The sequence below is a fragment of the Microbacterium indicum DSM 19969 genome, from assembly GCF_000422385.1.
GTDB lineage: Bacteria > Actinomycetota > Actinomycetes > Actinomycetales > Microbacteriaceae > Microbacterium > Microbacterium indicum.
In genome coordinates this window covers 123,693-138,103 of record NZ_AULR01000005.1, presented here as the reverse complement: position 1 = coordinate 138,103, position 14,411 = coordinate 123,693, and the positions used below count along the sequence as shown (strand labels likewise).

15 protein-coding genes are annotated in these 14,411 nt (G+C 73.1%); 7 read left to right on the top strand and 8 right to left on the bottom strand.

Features of this window, described 5'->3' with window-relative positions; genetic code table 11:
• The first annotated feature begins 19 nt into the window (after positions 1-19).
• From H576_RS0107815 to H576_RS14865, 7 genes are all read left to right on the top strand, one after another.
• The gene (locus tag H576_RS0107815) at positions 20-913 is read left to right on the top strand and encodes a ketopantoate reductase family protein (RefSeq protein ID WP_029150476.1); all 894 of its coding nucleotides are present in this window, start codon (positions 20-22) and stop codon (positions 911-913) included.
• Between the two features lie 78 nt (positions 914-991).
• On the top strand, positions 992-1,327 hold the full coding sequence (locus tag H576_RS0107810; protein ID WP_029150475.1) for a carboxymuconolactone decarboxylase family protein: 336 nt from the start codon (positions 992-994) through the stop codon (positions 1,325-1,327).
• On the top strand, positions 1,324-1,731 hold the full coding sequence (locus H576_RS0107805) for a cupin domain-containing protein (protein WP_029150474.1): 408 nt from the start codon (positions 1,324-1,326) through the stop codon (positions 1,729-1,731). The genes H576_RS0107810 and H576_RS0107805 overlap by 4 nt, the downstream gene beginning before the upstream one ends.
• 176 nt (positions 1,732-1,907) lie before the next feature.
• Positions 1,908-2,768, top strand: coding sequence for an ABC transporter permease (locus tag H576_RS14870; RefSeq protein WP_036319938.1), 861 nt, complete (start codon positions 1,908-1,910; stop codon positions 2,766-2,768).
• Between the two features lie 28 nt (positions 2,769-2,796).
• The gene (locus H576_RS0107795; protein WP_029150473.1) at positions 2,797-3,831 is read left to right on the top strand and encodes an ABC transporter substrate-binding protein; all 1,035 of its coding nucleotides are present in this window, start codon (positions 2,797-2,799) and stop codon (positions 3,829-3,831) included.
• Between the two features lie 2 nt (positions 3,832-3,833).
• The gene (locus H576_RS0107790) at positions 3,834-4,634 is read left to right on the top strand and encodes an ABC transporter ATP-binding protein (protein WP_029150472.1); all 801 of its coding nucleotides are present in this window, start codon (positions 3,834-3,836) and stop codon (positions 4,632-4,634) included.
• 68 nt (positions 4,635-4,702) lie between these two features.
• A complete protein-coding gene (locus H576_RS14865) occupies positions 4,703-6,025 on the top strand; it encodes an MFS transporter (RefSeq protein WP_036319934.1) in 1,323 nt (440 codons plus the stop codon).
• A gap of 60 nt (positions 6,026-6,085) precedes the next feature.
• Here the strand turns inward: H576_RS14865 and H576_RS0107780 are convergent, their stop codons facing one another.
• The 8 genes from H576_RS0107780 to H576_RS0107745 form a co-directional block, all read right to left on the bottom strand.
• A complete protein-coding gene (locus tag H576_RS0107780; RefSeq protein ID WP_029150471.1) occupies positions 6,086-7,108 on the bottom strand; it encodes a LacI family DNA-binding transcriptional regulator in 1,023 nt (340 codons plus the stop codon).
• 10 nt (positions 7,109-7,118) lie between these two features.
• On the bottom strand, positions 7,119-7,985 hold the full coding sequence (locus H576_RS0107775; protein ID WP_029150470.1) for a sugar phosphate isomerase/epimerase family protein: 867 nt from the start codon (positions 7,983-7,985) through the stop codon (positions 7,119-7,121).
• Positions 7,985-9,184, bottom strand: a complete 1,200-nt coding sequence (locus H576_RS0107770) for a dihydrodipicolinate synthase family protein (RefSeq protein ID WP_029150469.1) — start codon at positions 9,182-9,184, stop codon at positions 7,985-7,987. Before H576_RS0107770 ends, H576_RS0107775 begins: the two co-directional genes overlap by 1 nt.
• On the bottom strand, positions 9,184-10,311 hold the full coding sequence (locus tag H576_RS0107765; RefSeq protein ID WP_036319993.1) for a Gfo/Idh/MocA family protein: 1,128 nt from the start codon (positions 10,309-10,311) through the stop codon (positions 9,184-9,186). Before H576_RS0107765 ends, H576_RS0107770 begins: the two co-directional genes overlap by 1 nt.
• 151 nt (positions 10,312-10,462) lie before the next feature.
• Positions 10,463-11,557, bottom strand: a complete 1,095-nt coding sequence (locus H576_RS0107760) for an N-acetylglucosamine-6-phosphate deacetylase (protein WP_029150467.1) — start codon at positions 11,555-11,557, stop codon at positions 10,463-10,465.
• Positions 11,554-12,327 (bottom strand): glucosamine-6-phosphate deaminase, encoded by a 774-nt coding sequence (locus tag H576_RS0107755; protein WP_029150466.1) that lies wholly within the window; start codon positions 12,325-12,327, stop codon positions 11,554-11,556. The genes H576_RS0107760 and H576_RS0107755 overlap by 4 nt, the downstream gene beginning before the upstream one ends.
• Entirely contained in the window at positions 12,320-13,192 is an 873-nt protein-coding gene (locus H576_RS0107750; protein WP_051172399.1) for an ROK family protein, read from the bottom strand. The genes H576_RS0107755 and H576_RS0107750 overlap by 8 nt, the downstream gene beginning before the upstream one ends.
• Positions 13,189-14,301, bottom strand: coding sequence for an ROK family transcriptional regulator (locus H576_RS0107745; protein WP_029150464.1), 1,113 nt, complete (start codon positions 14,299-14,301; stop codon positions 13,189-13,191). Before H576_RS0107745 ends, H576_RS0107750 begins: the two co-directional genes overlap by 4 nt.
• Positions 14,302-14,411 lie beyond the last annotated feature (110 nt).

Here is a 14,411-nt window from a genome sequence, read left to right as displayed (position 1 = left end):
CAGGCGCGAGGATGGATCCATGCGCATCGCGATGATCGGGCTCGGGGCACTCGGCGGCATCTACCTCGATCGGCTGACCCGGGGGAAGCCCGACCTCGACGTCACGGTCGTCGCCGACGGCGAGCGGGCCGACAGGCTGCGCGACGGGATCCTCCTCAACGGCGAGCGCCGGCTCTGGCCCGTGAACACCGCGGGCGCCGCCGACGTCGTGATCGTCGCGACGAAGGCCGACGGGCTCGCGCCGGCGATCGACCTTGCGCGGCCGTACGTCCGGCCCGGGACCATCGTCGTGAGCCTCATCAACGGGATCCACTCCGAGGGCGTGCTCGCGGAGGCGTTCCCGGAGGCGTCGGTCGTGCCCGCGATGACGGCGGGATCCGACGTCGTGCGCCGGGGGAGCGAGATCCGCTTCGCGAACTTCGGCCGCATCACCTTCGGCGACGACGCGCAGCCGGACGCCGTCGCCGCGCTCGCCGCCCTCTTCGCGGAGGCTGGCGTCCCGCACGTCGTCCCGGCCGACATGCCCCACGCGATGTGGTGGAAGTTCATGGGCAACTGCGGCATCAACACGACCTCGGCGCTGCTCGACGCCGAATACGGCGCGTTCCAGGGCGAGGGTCGGCCGGCCCGCGAGCTCATGATCCTCGCCTGCCGCGAGGTCATCGCCCTCGCGAACGCCCGCGGGATCGCCCTCGGCGACGACGACCTCGCCGAGTGGACGGCCGTCGTCGACACCCTCGACCCGAGCGGCGAGACGTCGATGCTGCAGGACATGCGCGCCGCCCGCCCGACCGAGATCGACATCTTCTCGGGCGAGGTCGTGCGCATCGGGCGCGAGTCGGGCGTCGCGACCCCCGTCGCCGAGGCGCTCCTCCTCGCGATCCGCGCCCGCGAGCAGCTCGTCACGGCCTGATCGCGGGCCCCAGGGAGCGGGGAAGAGGGGTCCTGCCGGGCCCTGGCGCGGACGCGGATCCGGGTGTGTCCTGGAATCATGACCGATGAGAAACAGGGATGGCAGGGCGGCTTCAACGCCTTCGGCGACTTTGCGCCAGGCCTCGTGCACTACACCGACCGCGTGCTGTTCGACGAGGTCTGGGAGCGCCCCGAGCTCTCGCCCCGCGACCGCAGCTTCGCGACGGTCGCCGCGCTCGTCGCGACGGGCAAGGCCGAGCAGCTGAACTTCCACATCCCCTTCGCGATCGAGCACGGGGTCACGTGGGACGAGGTCAAGGAGCTCATCACCCACCTGGCGTTCTACACGGGCTGGCCCAATGCGATGAGCGCCATGGCCGTCGCGAAGAACGCGTTCGAGAAGGAGAACCGATGAACATCGAACCCGAGTCCGAGACGATCCTGAACCCCGAGGACCGGTTCCCGGGAGGCGTCTACCTCGACCACATCGTCCTGCCGCACGACGAGTCGCTGCAGCGCACGATCGTCGGCAAGGTGCGCTTCCTGCCCGGCGCCCGCACCGCCTGGCACTCGCACGCGCGCGGCCAGTACCTGCACGTGATCGACGGCGTCGGACGCTTCGGCAACCGCGCGGGCGAGATCATCGAGGTCCGCGCGGGGCAGACGCTCTACACGCCTCCGAACGAGGAGCGCTGGCACGCGGCCGCGCCCGGCCACATGATGGCGCACTACGCGATCCTCGAGGCCGACGGCGACGCCGAGACCCCCAGCTGGTGGGGCGAGCAGGTCACCGACGAGGAGTTCGAAGGCCGCGCCTGACGCGGAGAGGGGGCCGCGCGGCGCTCGCAGACGGCGAGGGCGCGCGGCCCTCTCGATGCCGATCCGTTCCTTGACACGGGTCCGCCGCGATGTTTTGATCGGTGCACGGGAAGCGCTTTCCCGGATCCCCGCCGCAGCGCCGCGGCGGGCAGTCCACGACGATGTGGAGCCCGTCAATGACCGTCAACGCAACCGCGACCGAGACGCTCGCGCTCGCGGAATCCCGAGACCGACAGCCGTCGGCGTTCGCCCGCTGGATCGGGCGGTTCTGGCACCCGATCGTCTTCGTGATCGCCCTCCTCATCCTGTGGTGGGTCGTCACCGAGTTCGGCCTCGTGGCCCCGTACCTGATCCCCTCGCCCGCCGACACGTGGGCGGCGTTCGCCGAGAACGGGCCCTACCTGGCGCACCACACGTGGGTCACGACGTACGAGACCGTCATCGGCTTCGTGATCGCGGCCGTCGTCGGCCTCCTCGTCGCCGTGCTGATGGTGTACTCGTCCGGCCTCGAGAAGACGGTCTACCCGATCATCCTCTTCGCCCAGGTCATCCCGAAGATCGCGATCGCCCCGCTGTTCATCGTGTGGCTCGGGTTCGGCGTCGGACCCAAGATCCTCGTCGCCGTCCTCATGGCGTTCTTCCCCGTTGTGATCTCGGGCCTCTCCGGGCTCCGATCCGTCGACCCCGAGATCCTGCAGCTCACCTCGACGATGGGCGCGGGCCGCATCAAGACGTTCCTCAAGGTGCGGCTCCCCGCCGCGCTCCCCGAGCTGCTGAGCGGGCTCAAGGTGGCCGCGACCCTCGCCGTCACGGGCGCCGTCGTCGGCGAGTTCGTCGGCGCGAACGAGGGCCTCGGCTACGTGATCCTCCAGGCCAACGGCATGCTCGACACCGCGATGCTCTTCGCCGCCCTGATCATCATGTCGCTCATGGGCGTCCTCCTCTTCGCGATCATCCAGATCGCCGAGCGCTTCCTCATCCCCTGGCACGCCTCGCGGCGCGGAACCGGATCCGCGACCGTCCGAGCCGGCGCCTGAAACCACCCGAAACAAGGAGATGTCTTCGATGGAGAAGAACACCCGCACCCTCGCCGCCCTCGCCCTCGCGGGATCCGCGGCCCTCGTCCTCGCCGGCTGCGGCGGATCCTCGAGCGATCCGTCGTCATCGTCCGGCGGCGACGCCGTCGAGACGACCGAGGTCTCGCTCATGCTGAACTGGTACCCCTACGGCGAGCACGCCCCGTTCTACTACGGCGTCGAGCAGGGGATCTTCGCCGAACACGGGATCGACCTCCAGATCGAGGCGGGGCAGGGATCCACCCGCACGGCCCAGGCCGTCGGCCAGGGGCAGGTCGACTTCGGCTGGGCCGACACACCCGCCGTCATGTCGAACATCGACAGCGGCGTCGACATCAAGAGCGTCGGCGTCTTCCTCCAGACGACCCCGTCGGCCGTCCAGGTGTTCACCGACTCGGGGATCTCGGAGCCGTCCGACCTCGTCGGCAAGACCATCGCGGTCTCGGCGGGCGACGCCCCGACGACGACGTTCCCGCTCTACCTCGCGGCCGTGGGCCTCGACGAGGGCGACGTCACGCAGCAGAACCTCGACGCGGCGGGCAAGATCGCCGCGATGCTCTCGGGCCAGGTCGACGGCCTCATCGGCTTCGCGCACGACCAGGGCCCGACGATCGCGGCCCAGAGCGGCAAGGACGTCACCTACCTGCGCTACTCCGACGCGGGACTGAACTTCTACAGCAACGGCCTCGTCGCCTCGGGCGACACGATCGCGAACGACCCCGACCTCGTCGACGCGCTCGTGCAGGCGACGTCCGAGGCGTTCGCGGCCGCGGCCGAGAACCCCGAGGACGCCGTCGCGGCGATGGCGGGCAAGGATCCGCAGATGCCCGACGCCGACGTGCTGCAGGGCCAGTGGGAGGAGACGACGGCGCTGCTCGAGACCGAGGCGACGGCCGGATCCGTCCCCGGCACCAACGCGGAGTCCGACTGGCAGGCGACGATCGACGTCCTGTCGGAGTCGGGCCTCACGGCCGAGGGCGAGACGCCCGACACGTACTACGACGACAGCTTCCAGCCGGAGTGACCGTGAGCGCTGACACCCTCTCGCCCGCCGGCACGACGACGGTCGCGATCGACGACGTCGACATCACCTTCGCGTCCAAGCGCAGCCGCGTGCAGGCGCTCACCGACGTCACGCTCCACGTCGAGCCCGGCGAGTTCGTCGCGATCGCGGGGCCGTCGGGCTGCGGGAAGTCGACGCTGCTCAAGGCCGTCGCGGGGCTCACGACGCCGAGCTCGGGATCCGTCGCTCTGCGCGGCGAGCGCGTGACGGCGCCGCGGCAGGACATCGGATACGTGTTCCAGCGCGCCGCCCTCCTCGAGTGGCGCAGCGTGCGCGGCAACATCACGCTCCAGGCCGAGATGCGCGGCATGGACATGGCCGTCGCGCGGCGCCGGGCCGACTCCCTCATCGAGATGACGGGGCTCACGGGCTTCGAGAAGGCGCTCCCGCACGAGCTGTCGGGCGGCATGCAGCAGCGCGTCTCGCTGTGCCGCGCGCTGCTGCACGAGCCGAGCGTCCTCCTCATGGACGAGCCCTTCGGCGCCCTCGACGCCCTGACCCGCGAGCGCATGAACATCGAGCTCAACCGGATCTGGGCCGAGACGGGCACGACGGTCCTGCTCGTGACGCACTCGGTCGCCGAGGCCGTCTACCTCGCGAGCCGCGTCGTCGTCATGAGCCCGCGCCCCGGCCGGATCATCGAGGAGCACACGGTCGACCTCCCGCGCCGCCGCTCGTACGCGGAGACGCTCGAGACGCCCGAGTTCCACCGGATCTCGTCGCGCGTCCGCGAGCTCCTCGGGGCGGCGGGCGACAACGACTGACGGCTCGGCGCCCGCGAGCGGCCCGCTCCCCCTTCCGCCGGGGGAGCGGGCCGCATAGCTTCTACGTCATGCGCACCTTCGTCGGCGTCCTCGTCAACACGGCGGTCGCGAACGTCTCGACGAGCTTCCTCTGGTTCGGCCTGACGTTCTGGATCTACGCCGAGACGCGCAACGTGCTCGCGACGGCGGTCATCGGCGCGGCGTACATGCTCTTCGTGTCGCTGTGCAGCGTCATGTTCGGCACGCTCGTCGACCGCTTCCGCAAGAAGCCCGTCATGGTGATCGCGACGCTCGCCGCCGTCGGGGTGTTCGTCCTCGACGCCGCCCTGTTCTTCGCCGTCGGCGCCGACGGGATCGCGGATCTCGGGCGCCCCTGGTTCTGGATCTTCGCCGTCGTGATGCTGGGCGGGGCCGTCGTCGAGCAGCTGCGCTCGATCGCGCTCTCGACGACCGTGACGCTCCTCGTGCCCGACGACAGGCACGCCAACGCCAACGGGCTCGTCGGCACCGTCCAGGGCGTCAGCATGCTCGTCACGAGCGTCTTCTCGGGCCTGTCGATCGGCTTCCTCGGCATGGGGCGGACGCTCGTCATCGGGATCTCGGCGCTCGTGCTCTCGCTCGCGCACCTCGCGACGCTGCGCATGCCGGAGGCGCAGGTCGTCCACGCGGAGGGATCCCCGGGCTGGGTCGACATCCGCGGCGGCTGGGCGGCCGTCCGCGCGGCCGAGGGGCTGCTCTTCCTCGTCGTCTTCTCGGCGCTCAACAACCTCGTCGGCGGGGTGTTCATGGCGCTCATGGACCCGTACGGGATCGAGCTCCTCGGCGTGCAGGGGTGGGGGATCGGCTTCGCCCTCGCCTCGACGGGGTTCGTCGCGGGCGGCCTCGTGGTCGCGAAGGTCGGGCTCGGGCGCCGGCCCATCCGGACGATGCTGCTCTTCTGCGTCGTCGTCGGCGCGGTGGGCGCCGCGTTCGCGCTGCGCGAGTGGGCGTGGCTCTTCCTCGTCGGGATCTGGGTCTACATGGCGCTCGTCCCGGTCATCGAGGCGGCCGAGCAGACCGTGATCCAGCGCGTCGTGCCCTTCGAGCGGCAGGGCCGCGTCTTCGGCTTCGCGATGATGTTCGAGTCGGCCGCGGCGCCCGTGACCTCGCTCGCGATCGGTCCCCTCGCCGAGTTCCTCGTGATCCCGTACATGCGCACGGAGCAGGGCCTCGCGCGGTGGGAGTGGCTGCTCGGCCGCGGCGATTCGCGCGGCATCGCGCTGATCTTCCTCGTCGCGGGCGTCGTGTGCGTGATCCTCGCGGTCGCCGCGATGCTCATGCCGGCCTACCGCGCGATCGCCCGCCAGTACGACCGCGCCGCCCCGTCCGTGCCCGCGGCGCCGGAGGCGTGACGCCGCCCTCGCGAGTGCCCGCGCGCCTCGCGGGGCCGGGAGGCACTCGCGAACGGCTCGTCAGCGGCGGGGCGTCGACGCGCGGATCTGCGGCGCCATCGGGAGGAGGTCGGGTGCGGCCGGCCACTCGTCGGCGAGGACGGCCGCGACGGCCGCGGCGCCGAGGTCCTCGAGCGGGGCGACGACCGTCGTGAGCGCGGGAACCGAGTCGCGCCCCGCCGCGAGGCCGCCGAAGCCCGCGACCGCGATGTCGTCGCCGACGCGGCGCCCCGCGTCGCGGATCGCCGACGAGACGCCGACGGCCATGACGTCGGTCGCGGCGACGACGAGCGTGCCGGGCTCGACCCCGTCCGCGAGGGCGCGCTCCATGACGGCGTACGCGGCGTCGCGGTTCAGGTCGCCGCGCACGATGCGGGAGACGGATCCGCCGCCCCCGGCGAAGCCCTCCTCGAAGCCCACGAGGCGGTCGTCGCTCGTGACGAGGCCCTCGGGCCCGCCGACGAGCAGCGCATCGCGGTATCCGGCGGCGGCCATCTCGGACCCGAGGAGCGATCCGCCGCCGTGGTTGTCGACCCCGACGGTGCGGGCCGCGACGCCGGGCAGCGGGCGGCCGAGCGCGACGACGGTCCCGCCGCCCGCCTCGACCTCGCGCAGCGCCTCGGCCGACGATGCCGACTCGCCGCCGACGCCGCGCGAGGCGGCGAGGATGATCCCCCGCGGGCGCAGGCCCCGCAGGGTGCGGACGAGCCGCTCCTCGCGGGTGGGATCGCGATCGGTCACCCCGATGGTCATGACGAGCCGCTGCTCGTCGGCCGCCCGCGCGGCCCCGCGGGCGATCTGCGAGAAGTACGGGTCGGCGATGTCGGCGACGAGCAGGGCGAGCGTCGCCGAGGTGCCGCGGGCCGTCGCCTGCGCCGAGAGGTTCGCCGAGTAGCCGAGGCTCCGCGCGGCCGCCTCGACGCGCTCGCGGTAGGCCTCCGCGACGCGACGGGAGGATCCGTTGAGCACCCGCGACGCGGTCGCGAGCGACACCCCGGCTTCGCGGGCGACGTCGTTCAGCGTCGCAGGGTGCCCGAGATCCACGCCCACGAAATTACCCGAGGAACGGGGCGACGGCCCGCTGGAAGCCCTCGACGGTGCGGCGCACGACCTCGGCGGGCGGTGTGTCCCAGATCTCCTGGTTGAGCAGCTCGACCTCGACGTCGCCCGTGTAGCCGGTCGCCTCGACGGCGCGCGTCATCGTCTCGAAGTCGATGACCCCGTCGCCCGGGTACTGGCGGGCGAGCAGGTTGTCGGCGGGGAGCGGGGTCTTCCAGTCGCACACCTGGTACGACGCGATCCGGCCCTCGCGGCCCGCCCGGGCGATCTTCCGGGTGACCTCGGGATCCCACCACAGGTGGATCGTGTCGACCGTCACGCCGACGACGGCGGGGTCGAAGTCGGCCGCGATGTCGAGCGCCTGGTCGAGCGTCGAGAGGACCGATCGGTCGGACGCGTACATGGGGTGCAGTGGCTCGAGGGCCAGCTGCACGCCCTGCGCCTCGGCGTGCGGGGCGAGCCGGGCGACGGCGTCGCGCACCCGCTCGCGCGCGCCGACGAGGTCGCGGGATCCCTCGGGCAGCCCGCCGACGACGAGGACCAGTGCGGCACGGGATCCCTCGGCCCCCGCCGCGGCGAGCACCGCCGTCTCGTCGATCGCGCGCCGGTTGTCGTCGAGCGCCGTCACGCGGACGGGCCCCTCCTCGGCGGTGAACCACCCGCCGCGGCAGTGCGTCGAGTAGCGCAGCCCGCTGTCGGCGATCATCCGCGCCGACTCGTCGAGCCCCGCGTCCTGCACCTGCTGGCGCCAGAGCCCGATGGCCTGGATCCCAGCCGCCGTCACGGCGTCGATCGCCTCGCGCACCGTGGTGCGCTGCAGCGTGGCCTGGTTGATCGAGAGGCGGGGGTGGGGCGTCGTCATCAGCCGACTCCGTTCAGCGTCAGGAGCGACCCCCAGCGGGCCGCCGCGAGATCCGGATCCTCGAGCGCGTGCGCGTCGTTCGCGAGGCGCACGATCTCGCTGAGGTGCGGGAGGCTGCGGGCCGAGTGCAGCCCGCCGACCATCTGGAACGCGGGCTGGTGGCCGTTGAGCCAGGCGAGGAACGCGACGCCCGTCTTGTAGAAGAACGTCGGCGCCGCGAAGACCTGGCGGCTGAGCGCCTCCGTCGGCTTCAGGAGCGCGTAGTAGCGATCGGGATCCCCGGCGTCGAGCGCCTGGATCGCGGCCGACGCGACGGGCGTGATCGCGGCGAAGGCCCCCAGGAGGGCGTCGGAGTGCGTGCGGTCGGTTCCCGCGGAGCGCTCCGGCTGCTCGGCCCCCGGCACGTCTGCGCCGCCGATGAGGCCGACGTAGTTGAAGTCGTCGCCAGTGAACATGCGCACGCCCTCGGGCAGGCGCTCGCGCACGTGCACCTCGCTCACGGCGTCGAGGAGGCTCATCTTGATGCCCGCGACGCGGTCGGCGTTCTCGCCGATGATCTCGATCACGGTGTCGGACGCGGCGGTCCAGTCGCTCGACCCGAAGTAGCCCGCGAGCTGCGGGTCGAAGGCCGTGCCGAGCCAGTGGAGGACGACCTGGCCCGTCGCCGACGCGAGGACCTCGCGGTAGACCCGCACGTAGTCGGCGGGCGACTGGGCCGCGCAGGCGAGGTGGCGGCTCGCCATGATCACGGGGACGGCGCCGTGCTCCTCGGCGTGGGCGAGCTGCGTGCGGTAGGCGTCGACGATCCGGTCGAGCGGGATCAGCTCGTCGTCGACGTGGTCGGTGTTCACGCCGACGGCGACCGATCCGCCCTCCTCGCGGGCGACCTCGGCGCTGCGGGCGATGAGCTCGCGCACCGCCGCGGCGTCGAGCCCCATGTTGCGCTGGGCCGTGTCCATCGCGTCGGCGACCCCGAGGCCCCACGAGTAGACGTTGCGGCGGAACGCGAGGGTCGCGTCCCAGTCGATCTCGGCGGGGCGGCCCGGGGTGTTGTCGGCCCACGCGACGGGCGCGACGTGCGCCGCGGCGTAGGCGACGCGGCTCGTGAGGCCGCCGGCCGGCTTCGCGAACCCCGGCGCCTCGCGCAGGGCGGCGCGGGTGACGGATCCGTCGGATCCGAGGAGCGGGATCGTGTCCATCAGCGGAGCGAGAGGGTCGGCAGCTCGACGCGGGATCCCGACGCGCTCGACGCGAGGCCCGCCTCGGCGAGCTGCACGCCGCGCGCGCCGGCGAGGAGGTCGAAGGGGTAGTCGGTGCCGAGCACATAGCTCGTGAGGAACTCCTGCCACTGCTGGCGGAAGCCGTTGAGGAAGACGTCGTTCGCCGGGACCTGTTGCCAGGTCGCGTCGTAGTCGATCGTGTCCTCGAGGTCGGGGTTCCAGACGGGCTTGGGTGTCGCGTTCCGGGGCTGGATCTTGGCGCCGAAGAGGCCGACGACGGCGGATCCGTGGGTTCCGTCGACGTGGAACTGCACGAGCTCGTCGCGGTCGACGCGGGTCGTCCAGCTCGAGTTGATCTGCGCGATGACGCCGCCCTCGAGCTCGAAGACGCCGTAGGCGGCGTCGTCGGCCGTCGCGGCGTACCTCTCGCCCTGCTCGTCCCAGCGCTCGGGGATGTGGGTCACGGCCTGCGCGTAGACGCTCCTGACGCCGCCGAAGAGGTTCTCCATGACGTAGTTCCAGTGGGGGAACATGTCGACGATGATCCCGCCGCCGTCCTCCGTGCGGTAGTTCCAGCTGGGGCGCTGGGCGGGCTGCCAGTCGCCCTCGAACACCCAGTAGCCGAACTCGCCGCGCACCGAGAGGATCCGCCCGAAGAAGCCCGAGTCGATGAGCCGCCTGAGCTTCTGGAGCCCGGGCAGGTAGAGCTTGTCGTGGACGACGCCCGTCTTGACGCCCGCGTCCTTCGCGAGCTGAGCGAGCTCGATCGACTCCTCGAGCGTCTCGGCCGTCGGCTTCTCGGTGTAGATCGTCTTGCCGGCGGCGATCGCCTTGCGGAGCGCCGCCGAGCGGGCCTTCGTGACGAGGAAGTCGCCGTAGATCTCCCACTGCGGGTCGGCGAGCGCGGCGTCGAGGTCGGTCGTGTAGTCGGCGATGCCGTGGCGCGAGGCGAGCTCGGCGAGCTTCTGCTCGCTGCGGCCGACGAGGAGCGGCCGGACCGTGACCCTCTCGCCGTTCGGGAGCTCGAAACCGCCCTCGTCGCGGATCGCGAGGATCGAGCGCACGAGGTGCTGGCGGTATCCCATGCGCCCCGAGGCGCCGTTCATGATGATGCCGATTTCGCGGGCTTGGTTCACGGTGATGCGTCCTTGCGTCGGTGTGGTTGCGGGTAAGCGCTTTCCCGCTGGAATGAGTGTGCCACAGGTCGGCCGCGCGGGGCAATCGCCTCTCGGGGAACGGTGCGGAGGATTCGGGGCGTCAGGCCCAGACGCGCTCGGCCTCGAGGCCCTCCGACCAGAGCACGGCCCCGCCCGTGGATCCGGGGCGCAGGGATCCCAGCCCCGCGAGGCCAAGCGCCGCGGCGGGGACCGACGTCGCGGCGGCGACGGCGTCGGCGAGGGGGACGCCGAGCGCGGCGACGCGGCGCACGCCGTCGTCGAGCGTGAGCGTCGACCCCGCGATCGCGCCGCCGCCCGCGAGGCGCGCGACGCCCCGCTCGACCTCGACGTCGAGCCCCCCGAGGGCGTAGGCCCCGTCGGGCATGCCCGTCGCCGACATCGCGTCGGTCACGATCGCCACGCGCCCGGGCGCGGTGAGCAGGAGCATGCGCATGACGTCGCCCGAGACGTGCACGCCGTCGGCGATGAGCTCGAGCGTGACCCGCGGGTCGGCCGCCGCCGTCGGGATGGGGCCCGGGTCGCGGTGGTGGATCCCGGGCATCGCGTTGAACGCGTGCGTGAGGAGCGTGGCGCCGGCGTCGATCGCGGCCCGCGTCGTGTCGGCGTCGGCGGTCGTGTGGCCGACCGCGACGCGGATCCCCGCGGCGGCGAAACGGCGGATCGCGTCGAGCGCGTGCGGCAGCTCGGGCGCGATCGTGACCTGGACGATCCGGCCCTCTCCCGCCTTGATCAGGCGCTCGACGGCCGCGGGCGTCGGATGCACGAGCATCCGCCCGTCGTGAGCCCCCCGGCGCTCGGGCGCGAGGAAGGGGCCCTCGAGGTGTATGCCGACGATCCCCTCGCCGACGAGCTCGGGGATCCGCCGCGCGAGCGCGTCGACGGGCGCGGCGACGAGCGACGCGACCGACCGCGTGACGCCGTGCGCCCTGTGCTCCGCACGGGCCGCGGCGAAGGGCCCGGCGTCGAACGACTCGCCCGCCCCTCCGTGCACGTGCGCGTCGACGAGGCCCGGCGTCAGCACCCGGCCCGCGGCGTCGACGACCTCGTCGGCCGGCTCCCATGACGACCCGGATCCCGCCGCGGCGACCTCGGACCCGCGCAGGCGGATCCACGCGTCGGCGTCGTCGGACCCGTCCGATACGACGCGGGCCGAGTGGACGACGACCTCGCTCACAGGGCCTGCCAGGAGGGCTTGTTGGCGTAGGCGAGGCGGTAGTAGTCGGCGTGCGCGAGGCGCGAGCCCGCGGCCTCGTCGACGAGCACCGTCACGCTCGGGTGCAGCTGGATGAGCGACCCCGGGACGCCGCTCGAGACGGGGCCCTCGACGGCGGCCGCGACGGCCTCCGCTTTGCCCTCCCCGAAGGCGAGGAGGACGAGGTGCCTCGCGTCGCGGATCGTGCCGAGGCCCTGCGTCACGCAGTGGATCGGGACGTCGTCGACGCTGTCGAAGAAGCGCGCGTTGTCCTCGCGGGTCTGCTGCGTGAGGGTCTTGATCCTCGTGCGGCTCGCGAGGCTCGAGCCGGGCTCGTTGAACCCGATGTGCCCGTCGGTGCCGATCCCGAGGATCTGCACGTCGACGCCGCCCGCCTCGCGGATCGCGGCCTCGTACCGCTCGCCCGTGTCGTGGAGGCCCTCCGGCGAGGCGTCGGGGGTGCGGAGCATGTCGGGGTCCATGCCGAGGGGCGCCACGAGCTCGCGCTCGAGCACGGCGCGATAGGACTCGGGATGGCCGGCGGGGAGGCCGACGTACTCGTCGAGCGCGAATGCCGTGACGCCCGTCAGGCGCTGGCCCGCGGCGGCAAGCGCCCGGTACGTCGACTCGGGCGTCGAGCCCGTCGCGACGCCGAGGACCGGGTTCTCCGTCACGGCGAGGCGGCGGGCGATCGCGGCCGCGGCGAGCCGGCCCGCCTCCTCCTGGTCGCGGACGATGACGACTTCAGCCATGGGGCTCCTGTTCGGGGATGAGGGCGGCGCCGACCGCGGGGAGGGGCGCGTCGCCAACGTAGCGCAGGCGGTCGCGGATCCGCAGTTCACGGAGGAAGGGCGAGGACGCGGCGCGACGGTCGAGCTCGCCGGCGAGCTCGTCGCGCAAGCCGCCTCCCGCGCGCGCCATGCCTCCCGCGACGGCGACGACGGGCGGGTCGATCGAGAGGGCGAGGATCTCGACGGCCGACGCCGCGGCCGAGACGGCGTCGCGGACGGCCCCGCGGGCGCGCGCGTCGCCCGACGCGGCGGCCGCGAAGGCGGCGGCCGCCGGCATGCCGGCGCGCAGCGCGAGGGCCCGCCCTCCCGCGTACGCCTCGATGCATCCGCGCTGCCCGCACGCGCACGCGGGACCGGCCTGGTCGATCGAGAAGTGCCCGATCTCGCCCGCCGCCCCGCCACGGCCGGAGAGCAGCCGCCCCGCGACGACGACGCCGGCCGCGACGCCCGTCCCGAGGTTCAGGAGGGCGATCGTCGGGGTCTCCCACACGTGCGATGCGCCCACGGCGGCGGCCCGCACGTCGTTCTCCACGCCCACCGCGGCGCCGGTCTCGGCCGCGATCACGTCGGCGAGGGGCAGCTCGGCGATGCCGAGGTTCACGGCCCCGCGCACGACCCCGCCCTCGACCATGCCGGGGATCCCGATCCCGATGCTCGCGGGCTCGGCGGCGAGCGCCCGGACCGACGCGAGTGCCGAGCGGACGACGCCGTCGGGGCCGGGGTCGGTCGGGCGGCGGTCGCGCGCGACCACGGCCCCCGACGCGTCGAGCGCGACGGCCTCGACCTTCGTGCCGCCGATGTCGATCCCGACGCGCACGCCCGTCACGCGATCCCCAGCTCGTCGGCGAGCACCTGCGCGAACGCGCCGCGCAGGACGCCGTCGTCGGCCCAGCGCGACATCCGCACCGCCGTCTGCGCGCGGAAGGTGTGCGCGTCGAGCGTCGCCCGCGCGGCGTCCAGGAGGTCGGCGCCGTAGAGGCCCGAGGATGTGGCGATGACGACCTCGCCGAGGTCGAGCGCCGCGACGACGGGGGCGATCCCGAGCCCGATGCGCTCGCCCGCCTCGCGGAGCACGGATCGCGGATCCGCGGACGCCGCGACGGACGCGGCGAGGGGCGGGATCGCGACCCACGCCTCGAGGCAGCCGCGCTTGCCGCAGGCGCACAGCGGGCCCTCGTCGGCCGACATCGTCACGTGGCCGATCTCGCCGGCCGCGTCGTGCGCGCCGCCCACGAGCCGGCCGTGCACGAGGAGGCCTGCGCCGATGCCGTGGCCCACGCGGAGGAGGAGCATGTCGGGCGACCCGTCGGCGAGCGTGTGCTCGGCGAGGGCCGCGAGGTTGGCGTCGTTCGCGACGCTGACGGGCAGCCCCAGCTCGTCCGCGAGCCGCTCGCGGAGGGGCAGCTCGGCCCACCCGAGGTTCGGCGCCTGGCGGACGATCCCCGCGGGGGAGATGACGCCGGGGCTCGCGACGCCGACGCCGACGACAGTCGCCGCGGCGGATCCGATGAGCTCGCGGGCGAGATCCGCGATCGCCTCGACGGCGGCGTCCCCGACGACGTCGTCGGGGCGCGCCCGTTCGAGCCGCCGCACGATCTCGCCGCGCAGGTCGATGATCGCGCCCGTGAGGTGCGCGGCGGGCGAGGCGTCGACGACGACGATGCAGAGCCCCTCGCGGTCGATGTCGACGGGGGTCGCGGGCTTGCCGCGCCCCGTCGGCTCGCGGGCCTCGAGCTCGACGAGGATCCGCCGAGAGACGAGCTCGCCGACGATCGTCGACGCCGTGACGCGGGTCAGCCCCGTCTCGCGCGCAATGTCGGCACGGGAGAGCGGGCCGCCGCGGAAGATGACGCTGAGAGCGAGCGCCGTGTTGTGCGCGCGGGCGTCGGCGGGCTGTCGCGCCGGGCGGCGCGTCTGCGGAGATGTCGAGGTCATTGTGTTTCCCGTGAGAAAACTCTGCGGCTCTTTCGCGAACCACTCTTCCATTTTGTAAACCGTCTGTCCATAATCGGTTCCCAACACGACGGAATGCGCTCCCGGGCGCG